The sequence below is a fragment of the Novosphingobium sp. FG90 genome, from assembly GCF_057808725.1.
In genome coordinates, this window is the sequence record NZ_JBMDIO010000007.1 from 1 (window position 1) to 18,721 (window position 18,721).

Consider the following 18,721-nt stretch of genomic DNA (forward strand, 5'->3'; position numbering starts at 1 on the left):
GCTTATCCCCCTCCACCACCGCCTGCGGCGGCGGTCCCCCTCCCCATCGCTTCGCGACAGGGAGGATTTTGCTTACGCCTTCCAGCTATCCAGAATTTCACCGCCTGTCGCGAACCACACGTCGGCACGCGCCGCCAGCGTTTCCAGCAGTGTCTCCAGCGAACCGATACGGTAGGGCAGGGCCATGATATAGGGCGTCAGCTGCAGCGGCAGCATGCGCCCGCCCCCTTCGCGCGCCGCTTCGGCCGTCAGCCAGTCGGCGGCATCGAGCATCTGCTCCACGTAGCTGTCGGCCGAGTGCTGCTGCACCGTGATGATCTGGCGATCCGACAACTCGTGGTTGAGCGGAATGTTGACAAGTTCGCCCGCCTCGGTGGCCATGACATAGGGCAGTTCGTCGTTCACCCAGTCGCAGCAATAGGCGACGCCCGCCTCGGCCAGCAGGCGCGGGGTGGCGAAACTTTGCGAACGCGCAATCGAGTGCCAGCCGCGCGGGCGGGTGCCGGTGGCCTTCTCCAGCGCATCGAGCGACTTCGCGATCAGCGCGCGCTCCTCGTCCTCAGGCAGGCCCGAGGCGATGGTGCCGTTCATGTCGGTCGAATGCGCGATGATCTCGTGCCCGGCCGCAACCACGTCCGCCACCAGCGACGGATAACGCTCGGCAATGGCGGCGTTGGTGGCGAAGGAAGCCTTTACCCCGGCCTTCGCGAAGGCATCGAGCAGGCGGTAGACGCCTACGCGCGAACCGTACTCGCGCGAGGTGTAGTGGCGATAATCCGGGTAGGCGGTCTGCATGTGCCCGGGCGCGCGGAACGGCTTGTCATTCGGCGTAATCGGGAACCATTCGAGGCTGACGACGGGCCACACCGCCAGCGTCTTGCCCTCGGGCCATGCCACGGGCGGACGCTCGCGCATCGGCGACCAGGTGTAGAGATCGTGGTCGTAACCTTCGCGGCGGCGTGGATATTCGAGGTAGGCGGGGTCGAGGCTCATGCGGCGTCTCCCACATTGGAAATCCAGTGGTCTGCTATATCGCCCGAGCGGGTGATCCATGCCCGGTCGTCTGCGGCGATGTGGCGCAGGACTTCCTCGAAGGGGCCGATGCGGTGCGGCTGGCCGATCAGGTACGAGTGCAGCGGAATGCACATGACCGTGCCCGAAGGCTCTGCGGCAAGGCGCTCGTACTGGCGGATCAGCGTGTCGGCGTATTCGCGCGGGCTCATGTTGTAGACGAAGAAGCCGTAGTGGTCGTTGACTTCGAGGCTGTAGGGCATCGAGATCAGGCGGCCGCTCGCGGTGTTCACCGGCATCGGCTGGTCGTCGTGGTAGAGATCGCAGGTATAGGTCAGGCCATATTCGGCGATCAGGTCCAGCGTGCGCGGGGTATGGGTGAGGGCAGGGGCGAGCCAGCCCTTGATCGTCTGCCCCGTGGCGTCGCGCACGGTGCGGATCGAATCCTCGATGATCGCGCGCTCCTGCGCCTCGTCCATGCCGTAGGAATAGCGAGTGTTGTAGATGCCGTGGCTGAAGAACTCCCAGCCTCTCTGGTTGGCATCCTCGACCACGCGCGGGTGGTGCTGGCACAGCGCCACCGATAGCGAGACCGAGCCGGGGAAGCCGTGCTTCGTCATCACGTCGGCCATGCGCCAGTGGCTGACGCGGTTCGCGTGGTCGCGGTGGGAATAGCCGACGACGTCCGGGTGCGGCTTGGCCCACGATTTGCGGTTCGGGTTGGCCGGCGGATCAAGTTCGTAGAACTCGAGGTTGGGAGAGACCCAGACCGCCACCTTCTTGCCGTCCGGCCAGGCGAAGGGCTTGCGCCCGCGATAGGGGACGTAATCGTACAGCCCCGGATCGGCTTCGCCTTCGCGCATCAGCGGGCCTCCAGCCAGTCGATCACGGTCTGCACCGGTTCGACATCGGCGTATTTCAGCTGCAGGTCGGTCAGGTTGGCGAAGTGGTAGCTCTCGTGCTTGTCCGCACAGGTCTCGATCGGGACGATGGTGCGGTAGCCGCGGCTGAGCGAATCCACCGCCGTCGCGCGGATGCAGCCCGAGGTGGAGCCGCCGGTGATCACCACGGTATCGACCTTGTGCCAGATCAGCAGGCTCTGCAGCGGCGTCTCGAAGAAGGCCGAGGGCATGCGCTTGGTGTAGATCATGTCCGCCGGGTCGATTGCGCAGCGGTCGTCGAAAGCGTGGCGGCGGCTCTCGTACTTGATGTTCTGGAGCGAGTCCGGCGTGTTGGTGCGTGTGCCCCAGACCCCGGCGTCGCTGGCATCCTCGGCATAGGCCACATGCGTCCAGATCACCGGCATGCCCTTCGCGCGGGCGAGGGCGGAGATCGTGTTGGTGTATTCGATCTGGCGCGGGTCGGTCTCGTAGGCGGTCTTGAACTCGTCGATCCGGGTATAGGCGTTCTGGAAGTCGACGTTGACGATCGCCAGCTTCTCGCCGAAGCCGAACTTGGTGCGGGCGGGGTTGGCCATCACCTGCTCGAAGAGTTCGCGCGCGGTCTTGTCCTCGCGGATCATGCGCGTGCCGACGATCTCACTCATTCTCGTGCTCCATTACCTGCTACATGGCCCCACGGGGGGAGAGGTGCGCCCGATCGGGGCGCTGCCATAGGAGGGCCGGGCCGATTGTTCGCGACGCGAACACTGCCGCGCTCTTGCCCCTCGCGGACCTTGCGATTGCTGATTTGTACTGTAGATATACCAAAATGACAGTCAAGACGGAACGCGACATGATTCAGGAAGGCGACCTTCCTCTCTCGGGTATCAAGGTGGTTGAGTTCTCCCACATGGTGATGGGACCCTCCACAGGTGTCGTTATGGCCGATTTGGGTGCCGTTGTGGTCAAGGTCGAGCCCATCGGCGGCGACCGTACCCGCAAGCTGCTGGGCTCGGGCGCGGGCTATTTCCCGATGTACAACCGGAACAAGCAGAGCATCGCCATCGACCTCAAGTCGCCCGAAGGCGTCGCCGCTGCCAAGCGGCTGGTCGATCAGGCCGACGTGCTGATCGAGAACTTCCGCCCCGGCGCGCTCGCCAAGTTGGGCCTCGGCCCGGACGACTTCGCGCAAAGCAATCCCGGCCTCATCTACTACTCCGCCAAGGGCTTCCTGGCCGGCCCTTACGAGAATCGCGCTGCGCTTGACGAAGTGGCGCAGATGATGGGCGGCCTCGCCTACATGACCGGCCCCAGCGGCCGCCCCTTGCGCGCGGGCGCCTCGGTGATCGACGTGACCGGCGGCATGTTCGGCGTGATCGGCATCCTCGCCGCGCTGGAGCAGCGCCACCGTACCGGCAAGGGCGCGGTCGTGCGCTCCTCGCTTTACGAGACCACCGCGTTCCTCGTCGGCCAGCACATCGCGCAGCTTGCCGTTACCGGCAACGCCGCGCGCCCGATGCCGGAGCGTATCTCGGCCTGGGCGATCTACGACGTGTTCGAGACGGCGCGGCCCGAGGAGCAGGTCTTCATCGGCGTCGTCAGCGACGGCCAGTGGCAGGCTTTCACGAAGACGTTCGGGCTGGACGACCTCGCCGCAGACCCGGCGCTGGCGGAGAACAATGCCCGCGTGCTCGCCCGCGAAGCCCTGCTGCCGCGCGTGCGCGAACTGGCGAAGGGCTTCACGCGCGAGGATCTGCTGGCGAAGCTGGAGGAAAGCGGCGTCGCCTTCGCGCCGATCGCCCGCCCGCAGGATCTGCTTGAAGACGCCCACCTCAACGCCAACGGCGCGCTGGTAGACCTGACGCTGACCGACGGCCGCTCGGTCCGCCTGCCCGCGCTGCCGGTCGAGATCGATGGCGCACTCCCCGGCGTGCGCCATGACTTGCGCGTGCCCGGCGAGGACAGCGAGGACGTGCTCGGCGGCTGGGGCTTCGACGCGGACGAGATCGCGGCGCTTCTCGCCTCGGGTGCGATCGAGGGGCTGCGCGCACCGGCGGACAGTGCGGCGAAATGACCGAAGGGCCGCTCACGCTCGCCGAGAAGATCTGGAGCGCGCACCGCGTCACCACGCTGGAAAGCGGCGCGGAAGTCATCGCCATCGACCGCCTGCTGCTGCACGAGCGGACCGGCGGCGTCGCGCTGAAATCGCTGGAGGAAGCAGGCCGCACGGTCATGCACCCCTCGCGCGTGTTCGCGACGATGGACCACATCGTCGATACGTTCCCCGGCCGCACCGATAAGACGCTGATGCCGACCGGCACCGCCTTCATCATCTCGACGCGCGAGAGCGCGAAGCGCCACGGCATCACCCTGTTCGACATCGACGACCCCCGGCAGGGCATCGTCCACGTCGTCTCGCCCGAGCAGGGGATCATCCTGCCCGGCGCGATCCTCGTATGCCCGGACAGCCATACCTGCACGCAAGGGGCCTTCGGTGGCCTTGCCTGGGGCATCGGTTCGTCGGAGGCGGAGCATGTGCTGGCGACGATGACGCTGCGCATGAACCGCCCGCCCGACATGCGCATCACCGTGGATGGCGTGCTGGCGGACGACGTCACCGCCAAGGATCTGGCGCTGCACCTGATCGCCGCGCTCGGCTCGAACGGGGCCAAGGGCCACATCATCGAGTTCGCAGGGAGCGCGGTGCGCGCGCTCGACATGGAAGCCCGGATGACGCTGTGCAACATGGCGACCGAGATGGCCTGCGCGGGCGCGGTGATCGCGCCGGACGACAAGACGTTCGACTGGCTCGAAGGGCGTCCCTATGCGCCCAAGGGCGAAGTTCGCGAACAGGCGATTGCCGCATGGCGCGCGCTCTACAGCGACGAGGGCGCGGCCTTCGCGACCGAGCATCGCTTCGATGCAGCGCAGGTTCGCCCGATGGTGACATGGGGCAACAGCCCGCAGCACGCCGCGCCGCTGGGCGCGCCGGTCCCGGCCGATGCGCTGAGCAAGGCGGACCAGCAGCGCGCGGTCGAGTACATGGCGGTGACGCCGGGCGAGCCGGTCGCGGGCCTGCCGATCGATGCGGCGTTCATCGGATCGTGTACCAACAGCCGCATTTCCGACCTGCGCCGCGCCGCCGCGATCCTCAAGGGGCGCAAGGTGGCGGATGGCGTCAAGGCGATCTGCGTGCCGGGCTCCACCCAGGTCAAGGCTGCCGCCGAGGCCGAGGGACTGCACGAAGTCTTCCTCGATGCCGGGTTCGAATGGCGCGAGGCGGGCTGCTCGATGTGCTTCTTCGCGGGCGGCGAGAGCTTTGCCCCGGAAGCGCGCGTGATCAGTTCCACGAACCGCAATTTCGAGAGCCGACAGGGGCCGAACACGCGCACCCATCTGGCCTCGCCGGAGACGGTGGCGGCTTCGGCCATCGCCGGGCGCATCGCTCTGGTTTCGGAGATCGCGGCATGACCCCGCTCGTCACGCTTGAATCCAGGGCGGTGCCGCTGCTGCGCGACAACATCGACACCGACGCGATCATCCCCTCGCGCGAGATGCGTTCGGTGTCGAAGGACGGTCTTGCCGATGGCCTCTTTGCAGGCTGGCGCTACACCGCCATCGGCGGGCGGGAGATCGATCCGACGTTCGTGCTCAACCAGCTGGAGAGCAAGGGCGCGCAGATCCTGCTCGGCGGCTCCAACTTCGGCTGCGGTTCAAGCCGCGAACATGCGGTATGGGCGCTGGCCGAATACGGCTTCCGCGTCGTCATCGCGCCGTCGTTCAGCCCGATCTTCCAGGGCAACTGCATCCGCAACGGCATCGCCCCCATCGTCCTCCCGCGCGAGGCGGTGGAGGCGATCGCGGCAGGCTTCGCGGACGGCACGCCGGTCACGATCGACATGCCGTCATGCGAAGTTCGCATGGGCCTTGCGGTGTTCCCGTTCTCCATGGAGGACGAGGCGCGCACGATGCTGATCGAGGGCGCGGACGCCATCGAACTCACCCTGCGCCACCGCGCCGAGATCGAGAGCTTCTTCGCCCGCGACGCCGCCGTGCGCCCGTGGATATATCTGGCCGACTGACGGTCAGCCACGATTTCCGCTTGTCAATTGATATAATACTATATCAATATCGGCAAAAGAGCCCTGCGGGGCCTATCAGGATAGAGGGCTCATGACACTCCTGCGCTGCGCCACCCATACCGTCAGCAACGTCGCCGAAGTGGCCGAGCGTTACGCGCGCTGGCTTGACTACTCGGTGGTCGAGCAGGGCGTCGTCAGCGAAGATCTCGCCGCGCTGTGGCAAGCGCCCGCCAGCGCGGGCAAGGCTTACGTGCTGATGCGCCCGGCCTCGGGCTCGGACGTGTTCCTGCGTTTCGTCGAGGGCGACGCGGTGCCCGATTATGCGCCGATCCGCACTTACGGCTGGGCCGCGATCGAGATTTGCGTCACCGACGTCGAGGCCGTCAACGAGCGCATGCTCGCCTCGCCCGACTTCGAGGTGATCGGCCCGCCAAAGCCGCTCGACGGCTTCCCCACGGTCAAGCCGATGCAGGTGCGCGGGCCGGACCTCGAAACCGTCTATCTCACCGAAATCCGCGTCAACGGCGCCGAGCATGGCCTGCCGACGCCAATCTCGCTGGTCGATCGGCCTTTCATCCTCGTCCTCGCGTGCTCGGACTTGCAGGCCTCGATCGACTGGGTGCGCGACGTGCTGGGCTTCGACATGATCGACCCGGTCTCGATCCATTATTCGATGATCTCGCTCGCCTTTGACCTGCCGGAAGGCGAGAAGGTGGCGCTCGTCACCGCGAAGTACGAGGGCGAGACCTTCCTCGAACTCGACCAGTATCCGCAGGCTGCGACGGCGCGCCCGCAGATCGAAGGCGCGCTGCCGCCGGGGGTGTCGATCTGCACCATCAACGTGCCCGACTTCGCCCGTCTCGAAAGCCACTGGGCCGTGCGTCCCGAGGTCCGCGAAGGGGCGCTCTACAACGGCGCGAAAGTCGGCCTGCTGCGCATGCCCGATGGCGCGTTGCTGGAGGTGATCGAAGGCGGCCGCGTCCTCTGACGCCCAAATCCTGAGGGGAATGCCATGACGATCGTGAAGCGCGGGTTCGCCGATGTTGCGCACGGCCAAATCCACTACCGCCATGCCGGTAACGAGGTTGGCGCAAACGAAGACCTGCCGCTCGTCATGCTCCACGCCTCGCCGGGCAGTTCGCGCCAGCTGGTGCGGCTGATCGAGGACCTCGGCGCCACGCGCCGGGTCATCGCGCCCGATACCCCCGGTAATGGTGACAGCCCTTCCCTGGCCCGCGAGGAGACCACCGTAGTCCGGCTGGCCGAGGCTATGCTCGGCTTCTTCGACGCGATGGGGCTGGAGCGGGTGGACCTCTACGGTTCGCATACCGGCGCCTGCATCGCGGCCGAACTGGCGATCCTCGCACCCGACCGTGTACGCGGCGTAGTGCTCGACGGGGTCAGCACCTTCACGGCCGAGGAACTGGAAGACATCCTCGCCAACTACGCCTTCCCGTTCGAGCCCGACATCAACGGCGCCTATCTGGTCAACCTGTTCCAGTTCTGCCGCGACCAGTACATGTTCTTCCCGTGGTACAATCGCACCCGCGCCGGTCGCCGCGACAACGGCATGGGTGCGCCCGCCGACCTCCACGCCTGGGCGACCGAGGTGATGAAGGCGCACGATACCTACCACTTCAACTACCGCGCCGCGTTCCGCTGGAACGGCTTCGACCGCCTGCCCCTGCTGACGCGCCCGGCGCTGCTGCTGGCGGGTGAGAACGACCCGCTGATCGACCAGACCCGCGACTTGTCCGCCGTGGTGCCCACCGGCAGCTATGTCGAACTGGCGCGCTTCGACGATCCCGCCTTCGGCTCCGGTCGCCTCAGCGCGATGCAGGCCTTCTTCGCATCCGCCCAATAAGAGAGAGAACAACACCGTGATCGGCGCCTCGCTACTCGTCCTGCTGCACGTCCTCATCCCGGTCTACTGGCTCGGAGGTGACCTTGGCGCCTTCTACGGTTCCACCTTCATGGTCGATCCCAAGCGCTCGGTGGCCGAGCGGATGATGGCGCTCAAGATCCTCAACAACATCGACATGGCGCCGCGCACCGCGCTGATCATGGCCTTTCCCACCGGCTTCACATTGGTGTGGCAGCGCGGCTGGGTGGAGATCGCCGACGCCTGGGTGATCGCGGCCTGGGTCGCGGGCCTCGCCTGGCTGGCGCTGGCATGGATCGTCCATCTCAAGCACGGCCCGGCCGGTGCGACCTACAAGAAGGTCGACCTCGCGATCCGTTACGTCGTCGTCTTCGCGCTCTGGGCCACGGCAATGCTGGCGCTTTCCAGGGAGATCGAGCTGCCGCTGTTCATCGCGCTCAAGTGCCTCGTGCTCGGCACCTGCGTCGCGCTCGGGCTGCTGGTGCGTCGCCAGTTGGTGCCGCTGTTTGGCGCCATCGTACAGATGCGTGACCACGGCCCGACGCCCGAGAGCGATCGCGTGATCGCGCAAGTCAACGGTCGCGCGCGGATCAGCGTCATCACCATCTGGGTGCTGGTCCTGACCGCCAGCTTCCTCGGCATCGCCACACCCGTCTAAGGCCCCCCGTCTAAGGAGAGAGACTCATGCAGCAGCACCGGAGAATCACCGGCAAGATCCTCTACACCTCGCGCAAACCCGGCCGCGAAGGGCAGGAGCGCGGGCGCGAGGACTTCGTGTTCACCGTCCATAGCGATGGCAAGCGCTCGATGCGCGCGATCTGCGAGATCGACGAGCCGGCGCCCACCGTGCTTCGCGACATCACGTATTCGCTCGACGAAAACGACATGCCGATGGACTGCTTCGTGCGCCTCACCATCGGCGACGCGTTCATGGGCTCGGGCCTGTTCATGATCCGCGACGGCTATGTCGAGTGCGAGAGCTACGGGCCCTCGATCGGCCGCCTGTCGCAGAAGGTGAAGATCGAAGGCGAGTTCGACGGCTTCGGCACCCACCCGATCGCGGGCGATGCCTATATCACCAAGAAGATGGATCGTTCGCGCGGGCCGCACACCCGTTCGTTCCGCACGTTCCTGCCCTCGCCCGACCACCGCGGCGCGACGCCGCCGATGGTCTCGGAGGTCAACATCCACCTCGCTTACGTGGGTGAGGAGACGGTGACGGTGAAGGCGGGCACCTTCGACTGCTTCCACTACAAGTTCACCGACCCGGACGGCGGCATGGCCACCACCAACGGCGGCCACCCCGACTACGACGTATGGGTGACGGCGGACGATGATGCGGTCTTCGTGCAGGGCGGCGTCGGCGGCTACATGCAGACCTGGTACGAACTGGTCGAGTTCGAGCGTAGTTGATTGGGTTTGGGGGATAGAGCGCGAGCCTTCGCCTATCCCCCGACCGTCACCCTGAACTTGTTTCAGGGTCCATCTATCGGTTAGCCCGGCGCTCTAATTCTCAACACTGCCGTCACGGTTTCCCGCCGGATGCCACAGAGCGTTCGGCCTGATGGACCCTGAAACAAGTTCAGGGTGACGGCGTGTTTTATGGGAAGCTGGGCGATCAATACGCCGGAGCATCCTCCAGCGGGCGCAGCCATTCGGCAGGCGTTCCCTCAGGCACCACCGGCGCATATGCCGCGCCGATCGGCAGCGGCTGGAGATCGGCCGACCACTGGTTCACCACGCGGTTCGAGCCCGGCGAGCGCATGATCTGCAGGAACCCTGTTTCGGAGACATGCGGCCCGTGGACGATCCCCGGCGGGCGGAAGAAGTAGGCTCCCTGCCGCATCCGGCCTTCGGGCGCCCACATTTCGCCCTGCAGCATGAAGGCTTCCTCGCAGTGGTGGTGCGTCTCGGTGGGAAGGTGGGTTTCCTCCGGCACGCCATGCGGCAGGCCGGTGAGCAGGAAGGTGCGCCCGCTGTCGTTCGGGCCGAGCCGCAGCACCTTGCGGGCAAGGCGCAGGTGGCCGAGTTTCGGGTCGTAGGTAGAGGTATCCCACGGCATCCGCGCCGTATCGATGGCGATCGCCTCGGCGCATCCTGCGAGGGCGTTCGGATCATCGAGTGCGTGCCTGAAGACCAGCAGCGTCGCGCCGTCCTGCGACGAAACAGCACCGAGGCCACTGCCTTGTGGGATGAAGCCGTAGGCATGTCGCGTGCAGGGCAGTTCGTCCACCATCACGGCGCCGTCCAGCACGAAGTACTCGAAGGCAGGCTCCCCTGCCGTGCGCGGCCCGGGCACGAAACCGGGCGGCAGTCGCACGATGAGCGTGGCATCGGTGCTCAGCGGATCGTGGCTGAGCCGCTTCTCCAGAACGCCGTCCGACCGCTCGCGCCAGTCGACGTTCTGGGTCTGGATGAACTCGATGTGCGGCCGGGCCATTGCCGTCTCAGCCCAGTTCCAGCGCGCCGGGGTTCATGCGCATGTCCGGGTCGAGCGTGCGTTTCACCCCTTCCAGCAAAGCGCGCGCTTCCGGCCGCAGGATTGAGGCATAAGGATATGTCCGCCCGATCTGGTTCGAGGCTGCACCATGGCGCGCGAACACCGCGACGATCTCCTGCCGCAGCCGCATGATCAGCGCCCGGGCCGCCTCGTTGGCCGGAGGGCGGGGCAGGTCGCGCAGGGCCTTGGCGCTCAGGGTCGCTTCGTGCATCGGCAGCCATGCGTCGTGCCAGTTGAACACCGGCTCGTAGCTGAAGGCGTGGTTGCCCATGATCGTGATCAGGCGCGAGACGACCACGCTGCTCTCGCGCAGCGCATCCTTATTGTCCGCCAGCAACTGCTCCAGATCGTCCACCAGCGCCTTGGCCTGACTGTGCGGGACCTTGCCGTTGAGCGCGACCCAGCGGTCCCCTGTCGCCCCGAGCACCGCGTCGAGGGGGGAGAACATTTCCGCCCGCCCGGCCTTGGGGATGGAATTGGGCAGTTCCCTGCCCCCCAGCTTCGCCGCGATCTGGCGCGCGGCTGTCATGTCCTCGTCCACGCTGGCGCGGCCGCGACCGGCGAGGACGAGGTGCAGCGAAAAGCAGCCCTCCTCGATGAAGTCGCGCCCTGCCAGCGCCAGCTTGGCGCCTGCCTTGAGGCCGCGCAGCAGGCCCTGCTCCTGCGCCACGACCTTGCCCAGCGTTTTCACGTCGCGGATCAGGTCGGACGGGGCGGCGAGTGCTTGCCGCGTCTTGTCCGGGTCCATGACATAGGCGTCCTCGGCCAGTTCAGCGCGCCCGATCTCGCAGATCGCGGCGATGGCGGCGTCACGGTCGGGGAAGCCGAACGAGAGGAAGTCGGTGTGCGCGGGCTTGCGGATCATGCGCAGGCTGGCCTTGCACTTGATGCCCAGCGCGCCCGCGTCGTGGATGAACAGCCCGGTGGTGTCCGGGCCGAAACTGCGCAGGAAGGGCTTGGGCGCATTCGCCACTGCCTTCTGCCCGGTGTGGACGACTGCGCCGTCCGCCGTGACGACCTCCAGCCCTAGCACGATGTCCGCCGAAGTGCCGTAGCGCGCGGTGCCGAGGAACAGCGCGCCGTTGGAGAGCCCACCGCCCACCGTCGCGCCCCGGCCGGAGAACGTGCCGAAGAACGGCAGGCGCAGGCCCTTCTCCTGCAGCGCTTCATAAAGCTGAAGCCATGTCACGCCCGGCTCGACGGTGACGACCATGTCTTCCTCGTCGATGGAGAGGATGCGGTTCATCCGCCGCAGGTCCACCGCGACCCAGTCGGCCCCGCTCCCGACGTAGCCACCGACATAAGTAAGGCCGCCGCCGCGCGGCATCAGCGGCATTCCGGTCGGCGCGATGCGGCGCACGGCTTCGACGAGCTGATCCTGATTGTCCGGCCGGATCACCAGACGGCACCGCCCGGCGCGTCCGAGCAGGTCGGAGGAGTGCAACTCGATCGATGCCTCGTCCGTCAGCAGTCCCTCGGGGCCGAGGATCGCGGAAAGGTCGCGCTCCAGCGCGTCGTCGGTCATGATTGCGCAAGCCATACTATTCCCTTTCATTCGCGATCACCGCCTCGCGGAATGCGCTGCGTCCCACGGCCAGCGTGAGCGCGGCGGCCGTGCCGCAGCCGAAGAAGACGATGCCCAGCGCCCAGGCTATGCCGCCCGGCCCGGTGAAGACGGTGTCGGACAGAAATCCGACGATGAAGTTGCCCGCCGTCAGCGCGATCAGGCCCGAGCAGATCGTGTGGATCGCCATGACCTGCCCGCGCAGCCGGTTGGGCGTCATCGCGGAGATGCCCGAATAGACGCCCGAGATATTCCAGTTCAGGAACAGCGCGTTGAGCGCATAGAACACCAGCGCCATCCAGCCTGACGGCACGAGGCAGGCAGCGGTGCCGAACAGCACCATCGAGGCCGCGCAGCCCATCGCCGCCAGTACCGGCGCGTCGCGATGGCCGCGCTTGAGCAGCCATGCGATCACCCAGCCGCTGTTCACGGCTGCGAAGGCGCTTACCGGAAAGCCCACGGCGCCCAGCGCATAGCCGGTATGCGCCGCATCCCAGCCGTGCGCGCGGATGAACAGCGCGGGGAACCACCCGACGATGGCATAGACGCAGACAAGGTTCATGACCGTGCCGATGAGGAAGCAGCCGTAGGCTACCGGGCGCTGCGCAAACAGGCTCAGGATCGGCCGCAGGCCGATGCTGGTGACTTGCGTATCGAGGCCCTTGCGCGACGGTTCGCGCACGCTCGCCAGGATGACAAGGGCGAGAACGAGACCGGGCAATCCACAAAGGATGAAGACGATCTGCCAGGGCATGTGCGATCCGAACAGCGAAGGCAACCCCGCGATGAGTGCGTCGGCCCAGCGGATGAACAACCCGCTGAGCGCCATTGCCGCCGCCGTGCCGATCGAGCTGCCCACCACGAACACGCCGTAAGCACGCGGGCGCTCGGTCGGCGCGAAGTAGTCGGCGATGAGCGAGGTCGCGACCGGCACCAGCGCCGCCTCTCCCACGCCGACCATCATGCGGGCAAGGAACAGTTGCTCGAAGTTCGAGGCGAAGGAGCAACAGATCGTCGCGAGGCTCCACACCGCAAGGCCCCCGACCAGCACCGGCACGCGGCGTGAACGGTCGCAGAGCATGCCCAGCGGCAGACCGAGCAGGCTGTAGACCATGCTGAACGCCATGCCCTGCAGCAGGCCGAACTGCGTGTCGTTCAGGTGGAGGCTGCGCTCCAGCGGCTCGATCAGAAGGGCGATGGAGACGCGGTCGAGGATCGCCAGCGCATAGGCCAGCGTCAGCAGCGCGATCACGTACCAGGCGTATCCCCGTGCCGGCCAGACGTCCTGCGGCGCTCCTGGCGTCACGCTGCGTTCTCCGTTTCGGCGGTCGCCGGGGTGAGGAACTGGGCGACCACTACGGCGGCTTCGGTGATGGTATCGGGGCGGTCGGTCGTCGCATGGCCGAGGCGCGGTGCGGCGGCGTAGAACGGGTCGTGCTCGCGCGAGAACACCAGCGTCGGGCATCGGGTGACGGGCGGGGTGTCGGCAATCGACAACGCGGCGTTCATGGCGTCGCCATAGCGCACAGGCTGCTTGATCACGCCCAGCAACGCGCGATGCAGCGCCTCGCCGTCGAGCGTGGGCTCGGTCTCGCGCTGCGCGGCGATCGTGCCCGAATGCCAGGGCCACTGCACTTGCCCGTCGCGCAGCATGTGCCAGGCGCGGTGGAGGTGTCCTCCGGCCATGTCGAAGGCCAGCGGCGGGCACAGGGCTGCGGGATCGGCGGGCCTTTCGGGGGCGCCGTCGAGGATCAACTGCCCGACCATGTCCGGCTGCACCTCGGCGAAGCCGAGCGCGAGGTAGGAGGCCGTGCCGATCGCCAGCACGTCCACCTTGCCGCCGAGTTGGGTGGCAAGCGTCGTCAGCGCCGCGAGGTAACCGGCGGCCGAGGGATCATCCAGGGCCTCGGATTCGCCGAAGCCGGGCAGGTCGGGGACTACGGTATCGTATGCGGCGCAAAGGGCGTCCTGCCACTGCATCGCGGCTAGCGTGGAGGATGCCTCCAGAATGAGCAGCGGACGGCCACCCTCGGGGCCACGGCGCAGGACGTGGATCTGGCCCTCTGCGTGCTCGACGTAGCCGGTGGAGGAAGGCTCGGTGACGGGCGCATCCGGGGCCGATATGTCGCGCAAGCGCGCCAGCAGCCATTCGCCCCATGCCGTCCGGTCGCTTTCGAGGCGTTCGATGCTCAATGCCGGGTTTTCGGTTACGGGAATGCGGTCGAGGTAGCCGTAGAGCACGTCGTCGCGGCGCGCGGCCACCAGCGTCGGCACTTTGATTGCATGCAGCGCCGGGCCGCAGTCGTAGCGCATCGCGGCGGCATAGGCGCCGGAGTAGTTCGGCCCGGCGCTGAACAGGTCGATGGTGTATTGCTCGATCCATTCGGGCGAGGGCGTTTCCATTGCCATGCGGCTGGCGGCAGTCGTCGCGAACCATGGGAACCAGCGCAACATGTCGCGCGTGCGGGTCCACTCCGCGGCGATGTAGGCGCCATGCGTGTCGATGGTGAAAGGGCGCATGTAGGCATCGACGAAGGCAGTCGGGGCCAGCGCTTCCGGAAACGACAGCCCGTCGAGGATCAGCGCGGGAGGGCGCCCCGATGAGGCCGCGTATTCGAGCGCGATTTTGGCGCTGGTGTGCGTCGCGTATATCGGCGCATCGGCAAGGCCAAGGACCTCCAACGCATCACCCAGCGCCGCCGCGAAGTCGCCGATCGTGGGTGTCTCGATGCCCAGCGGCTCCGAATTGCCATAGCCCGGCGTGTCGAGCGCGAAGACCCGGAAATGCGGCGCCAGCAGCCGCATCGTACCCAGATGCAGGCGCGAGGATCGCGGCGAATCGTGCAGCAGGACGACAGGCTTACCTTGCCCCGCCTCGCGCAGATGAACGCGCCGTCCCCGGACTTCGACGTAGCGCCGGGCGATCCTCAAGGATGGGGCGGCGGCGATAGGGTGCCGGGAGGACATGACGCTGCGACCCTCATTTTGATATAGACATATATCTATTCGTGATCGATAAAAATCGGGTTGTCCAGCCCGGAGATCGAACCGAGTGAAGATGCGCCAGAGTGACTTTTCGCGGCCTGCCCCCCGACCCGACGATCCGAGAGGGTGGGCGGTGGTGGTCGCCGCGATGGTCGGGGTGGCGCTGGGGCTGAGCCCGATCCCGTTCTACACGATCGGCATGCTTGCCCCGCAGCTTTCCGCCGAATTCGGCTGGAGCTTCGCGGCGCTGATGGCCAGCATCACGGTGCAGTCGGGCGTCGTCATGATCGCCAGCCCGCTCGCCGGGATCGCCATCGACCGGTTCGGCGCGCGGCCCGTGGCGCTCGTCTCGCTGCCGCTGTTCGGGCTCTCTTTCATGAGCCTCGCACTCAGCAACGGGTCGCTGACTTTGTACTATGCGCAATGGGTAATCATGGCGGTGCTGGGCGTCGGCACCCTGTCCGCGACGTGGACGCGGGTGGTGACGCAGTGGTTCGACAAGTGGCGGGGCATGGCGCTGGGCCTTGCGAGCTGCGGCACCGGGATCACCGGATTCATCATCAAGCCGCTCTGCGCCCATCTAATCGAGACGCACGGCTGGCGCACTGCCGTGGTGGTGGTCGGCTGCCTGCCCATCGTCGTCGGCGTGCCCGTGGTGGCGTTGCTGTTCCGCGAGATGGCGCGGGGCGCGGTGGCTGCGGACAAGCCGGTCGAAGCCGCGGAGGAGGTCATGCAACCCGGCCTGACGCTGGCCGAGGCGGCGCGCGACCGGCGGCTGTGGATCATGGCGGGGGCCTTCCTGTTCATCGCCTTCGCCCTCACCGCGCCTACCCCCAACCTTGAGAACATCCTCAAGACCCGCGCTTTCACGCTGCCGCAGATCGGCGAGATCACTGCCGCCTTCGGGCTTTCGGTCATCGCTGGGCGCCTTATCGGCGGTTGGCTGCTCGACCGCTTCTGGGCACCGCTGATCGCCCTCGTCATCCTTGCGTTCCCGGCGCTCGGCTGCTGGCTGCTGACGAGTTCGGTGCTGTCGCCGCTTATCGCGACGCTGGCCGTGATCTCGCTCGGGTTCGGCGCAGGGTTCGAATTCGACCTGCTCGCCTATCTGATCAGCCGCTTCTTCGGGCAGCGTCACTACGGGGCGATCTATGGCTGCTTCTATGCCGTCATCGCTTTCGCGGGCGGTCTGGGGCCGGTCGTCTTTGGATATGCCTTCGACAGGATTGGCGATTACACGATTGCTCTCAGGTCGGGCTCGGCCTGCCTGGCCATTGGCGCAGTGCTCCTTCTTGCGATGGGCGCTTATCCAGAACGGTCTGAAAAATAACGATATTACCTATGCCTGTGACTTGTGCGCTTCAGTGATCAGGTAAATCGGCACCAGATCGAATTGTTGGGTTGACACGAAGCGCAATCTATTATGTCATCAATACATAACAAATAAAGGTCGCAGCGGCGGCGGCAGGATGCGCCCGCGTTCCAAGGTTCCAGGTTCAGAAAAATGAGGAGTCGTCATGCTTGATTCGACGAGGTGTATTCGTGCGCGCGCTCTGGGCGCTGCCGCACTGCTGGCCATCACCGCCACCACCGCCCACGCACAGGAAGCGCAAGGCACGGACGTCCAGGCAAGTGGAAATCTCGGCAGTGACATCATCGTCACCGCGCAGCGCCGTCCCGAGCGTCTGCAGGATGTGCCGGTCGCCGTCACCGCGTTCAGCGAAGAGATGATCCGCAACCTCAACCTGAACGACGCGATCAAGACCGCGCAGATGGTGCCTGGCATGATCGCCACGCACAACGCAGGGTTGGGCACCGCCAACGCTTATTACCTGCGCGGACTCGGCAACAGCCAGTCGGTCGCGACTTTCGATCCGCCGGTCGGCACCTATGTCGACAACGTCTACGTCGCGCGCCAGAACGCCAACAATTACCAGTTCTTCGACGTCGACCGCGTGGAAGTGCTGCGCGGACCGCAGGGCACGCTGTTCGGCCGCAACACCACCGGCGGCGCCGTCTCGGTGATCATGAAGAAGCCGTCGGACCGGATGGGTGCCAAGTTCGAGGCGACTTACGGCTCCTATGACCGCGTCACCGCCAAGACCACCGTGGATCTGCCGGTCAGCGAGCGTGTGCTGACGAAGTGGTCGGCCTACTACGTATACGACAAGGGCTACCTCAAGAACGTCACCACCGGCGACCGCCTGAACGGCGAGCGTAACTACGGCTTCCGCGGCGATGTGCGCTTCCTGCCGACCGACGACCTGACCATCGACCTGTCGGGCGAGTATACCCGCAACACCGGCACCTACCTTGGCGTCTACGCCGCGCCCGGCGCGTCGGATCGCTACAAGACGACGACCACGCCGGACTTCTACAACACCCGCAATGCCCTGCCCGAAGGCAACTGCAAGGGCGACCCGGTCAACATCCTGCTGACCACGGTGACCGGCAACTGCTCGCTGACCGACAGCTACGCCACGACCGCCGACGTCAACTGGAACACCGATGCCGGCAACCTCGAACTGATCGCGGGCTATCGTGAACAGGAACAAGGCTACATCAACAATTACAACGGCACGACCACCAACGTCTACGCCGCCTACATCCTGGCCGACAAGATCAGGAACCATCAGGTTTCGACCGAACTGAAGTGGACCGGCGAAGCATTCGACGACAAGCTGAAGTACGTTGCCGGCGTGTTCTACCTGCGCGAAGTCAACCACCTCGCCTCGGCGGACTTCCAGGGTTCGGCGACCGCCACCGCGTTCAATCTCCTGCAGGATCGCCATTTCCGCCAGCAGGTCGAGACCGTCGCCGGCTACCTCCAGGGTGACTACGAGGTCGTGCCCGACCTGACCGTGACCGTGGGGGCGCGCTACACCTACGAGAAGAAGAGCATCGAGTACTTCGATTCCGAACGCTTCCCCGGCTTCGGCTTCAACAGCGCCGACGTGCGCGCGGCGGGCATCCCGCTCAAGCTGACGCAGAACCGCGTGACGCCGCGCTTCGCGATCAACTACAAGCTCTCGCCCTCGGTCATGCTCTATGCCTCGGCGACCAACGGCTTCAAGTCGGGCGGCTGGAACGGCAACGCTGCCGTGGCGACCCGCGTGCTGGCGTTCGAGCCGGAAGTCACGTGGTCGTATGAAGGCGGCGTGAAGTCGGAGCTGTTCGATCGCAAGGTGCGCATCAACCTCAATGGCTATTACGCCCGCACCAGGAACCTGCAGATTACTTCGGGTATCGTGCCACCGGGTGAGACGGTGATCGTCAGCCTTGCGCGCAACGCCGGTACGCTCGTCGATTACGGGCTGGAGTTCGAGACCGTCTTCGCACCGGTGCGCAATTTCGAATTCTTCGCCAACGGCTCGCTGTCGCACGGCGAGTATTCGTCGGTCGTGATCCTGCCGGACGTTTCGGAGGCGCTGCAGATCTCCACCGACACGCGGCCGGTGCGCACGCCGACCTTTCAGTTCACCGGCGGCGCGACCTACACGATCCCGGTCGATGCGCTGGATGGCGATATCAAGCTGATCGGTTCGTACCGCCACAATTCCTCGTACTATATCGCGGTGCTGAACACGGCGGCCGCGCCGCGCGAGGATTTCGTGGACCTCAAGGTTTCCTACGAGAAGACCGACGGCAGCTTCGGCGCGTCGTTCGGCGTGACCAACCTGACCAAGCAGGAGACGATCACGGCGAACTTCCTCTCGCTGTTCCCGGGCGATCCGCGCCGCTTTACCGGAAGCGTCTGGTTCAAGTTCTGAGTAGGGTTCTTGGGGAATTCGCCTGCGGCGGATTTCCAGACCCCCT

16 protein-coding genes are annotated in these 18,721 nt (G+C 66.1%); 9 read left to right on the forward strand and 7 right to left on the reverse strand.

Annotated features, from left to right (window positions below):
- Positions 1-72: 72 nt before the first annotated feature.
- Genes ACODRZ_RS08340 through ACODRZ_RS08350 form a run of 3 tightly spaced genes read right to left on the reverse strand, consistent with a single transcriptional unit; the run spans position 73 to position 2,557 of the window.
- Positions 73-993 (reverse strand): polysaccharide deacetylase family protein, encoded by a 921-nt coding sequence (locus ACODRZ_RS08340; RefSeq protein ID WP_488970139.1) that lies wholly within the window; start codon positions 991-993, stop codon positions 73-75.
- Positions 990-1,874 (reverse strand): polysaccharide deacetylase family protein, encoded by an 885-nt coding sequence (locus ACODRZ_RS08345; RefSeq protein WP_488970138.1) that lies wholly within the window; start codon positions 1,872-1,874, stop codon positions 990-992. Before ACODRZ_RS08345 ends, ACODRZ_RS08340 begins: the two co-directional genes overlap by 4 nt.
- Positions 1,874-2,557 (reverse strand): isochorismatase family protein, encoded by a 684-nt coding sequence (locus ACODRZ_RS08350; protein WP_271184102.1) that lies wholly within the window; start codon positions 2,555-2,557, stop codon positions 1,874-1,876. The genes ACODRZ_RS08345 and ACODRZ_RS08350 overlap by 1 nt, the downstream gene beginning before the upstream one ends.
- 164 nt (positions 2,558-2,721) lie before the next feature.
- Between ACODRZ_RS08350 and ACODRZ_RS08355 the strand changes: the two genes are divergently transcribed.
- The 7 genes from ACODRZ_RS08355 to ACODRZ_RS08385 all read left to right on the forward strand — a co-directional run bounded on the left by ACODRZ_RS08355 (position 2,722) and on the right by ACODRZ_RS08385 (position 9,269).
- Complete coding sequence (locus ACODRZ_RS08355) at positions 2,722-3,966, forward strand: CaiB/BaiF CoA transferase family protein (protein ID WP_488970137.1); 1,245 nt, start codon at positions 2,722-2,724, stop codon at positions 3,964-3,966.
- A complete protein-coding gene (locus ACODRZ_RS08360) occupies positions 3,963-5,363 on the forward strand; it encodes a 3-isopropylmalate dehydratase large subunit (protein WP_488970136.1) in 1,401 nt (466 codons plus the stop codon). The genes ACODRZ_RS08355 and ACODRZ_RS08360 overlap by 4 nt, the downstream gene beginning before the upstream one ends.
- Positions 5,360-5,974: a 3-isopropylmalate dehydratase small subunit gene (gene leuD / locus ACODRZ_RS08365; protein ID WP_488970135.1), complete on the forward strand. Its 615-nt coding sequence runs from the start codon at positions 5,360-5,362 to the stop codon at positions 5,972-5,974. The genes ACODRZ_RS08360 and leuD overlap by 4 nt, the downstream gene beginning before the upstream one ends.
- Before the next feature lie 91 nt (positions 5,975-6,065).
- A complete protein-coding gene (locus ACODRZ_RS08370; RefSeq protein WP_488970134.1) occupies positions 6,066-6,962 on the forward strand; it encodes a VOC family protein in 897 nt (298 codons plus the stop codon).
- 24 nt (positions 6,963-6,986) lie between these two features.
- Entirely contained in the window at positions 6,987-7,838 is an 852-nt protein-coding gene (locus ACODRZ_RS08375) for an alpha/beta fold hydrolase (protein WP_488970133.1), read from the forward strand.
- 16 nt (positions 7,839-7,854) lie between these two features.
- Positions 7,855-8,514, forward strand: coding sequence for a hypothetical protein (locus tag ACODRZ_RS08380; RefSeq protein ID WP_488970132.1), 660 nt, complete (start codon positions 7,855-7,857; stop codon positions 8,512-8,514).
- A gap of 26 nt (positions 8,515-8,540) precedes the next feature.
- Positions 8,541-9,269 carry a hypothetical protein gene (locus tag ACODRZ_RS08385; RefSeq protein ID WP_488960348.1) on the forward strand — a complete coding sequence of 243 codons (729 nt, stop codon included), beginning with the start codon at positions 8,541-8,543 and terminating at the stop codon, positions 9,267-9,269.
- Positions 9,270-9,474: 205 nt separating this feature from the next.
- Here the strand turns inward: ACODRZ_RS08385 and ACODRZ_RS08390 are convergent, their stop codons facing one another.
- From ACODRZ_RS08390 to ACODRZ_RS08405, 4 genes are read right to left on the reverse strand one after another with little or no spacing between them, the layout of a single operon-like run.
- A complete protein-coding gene (locus ACODRZ_RS08390) occupies positions 9,475-10,296 on the reverse strand; it encodes a cupin domain-containing protein (protein WP_488970131.1) in 822 nt (273 codons plus the stop codon).
- A gap of 7 nt (positions 10,297-10,303) precedes the next feature.
- Positions 10,304-11,896, reverse strand: coding sequence for an FAD-binding oxidoreductase (locus ACODRZ_RS08395; protein WP_488970130.1), 1,593 nt, complete (start codon positions 11,894-11,896; stop codon positions 10,304-10,306).
- A gap of 1 nt (position 11,897) precedes the next feature.
- Positions 11,898-13,226, reverse strand: a complete 1,329-nt coding sequence (locus ACODRZ_RS08400; protein ID WP_488970129.1) for an MFS transporter — start codon at positions 13,224-13,226, stop codon at positions 11,898-11,900.
- Positions 13,223-14,887, reverse strand: coding sequence for an alpha/beta fold hydrolase (locus tag ACODRZ_RS08405; protein WP_488970128.1), 1,665 nt, complete (start codon positions 14,885-14,887; stop codon positions 13,223-13,225). Before ACODRZ_RS08405 ends, ACODRZ_RS08400 begins: the two co-directional genes overlap by 4 nt.
- A gap of 91 nt (positions 14,888-14,978) precedes the next feature.
- Here ACODRZ_RS08405 and ACODRZ_RS08410 point away from each other — a divergent pair, with 91 nt between their 5' ends.
- The gene (locus ACODRZ_RS08410) at positions 14,979-16,235 is read left to right on the forward strand and encodes an MFS transporter (RefSeq protein WP_488970127.1); all 1,257 of its coding nucleotides are present in this window, start codon (positions 14,979-14,981) and stop codon (positions 16,233-16,235) included.
- A 187-nt stretch (positions 16,236-16,422) separates the two neighbouring features.
- Positions 16,423-18,675 (forward strand): TonB-dependent receptor, encoded by a 2,253-nt coding sequence (locus tag ACODRZ_RS08415; protein ID WP_488970126.1) that lies wholly within the window; start codon positions 16,423-16,425, stop codon positions 18,673-18,675.
- The last annotated feature ends 46 nt before the right edge of the window (positions 18,676-18,721 follow it).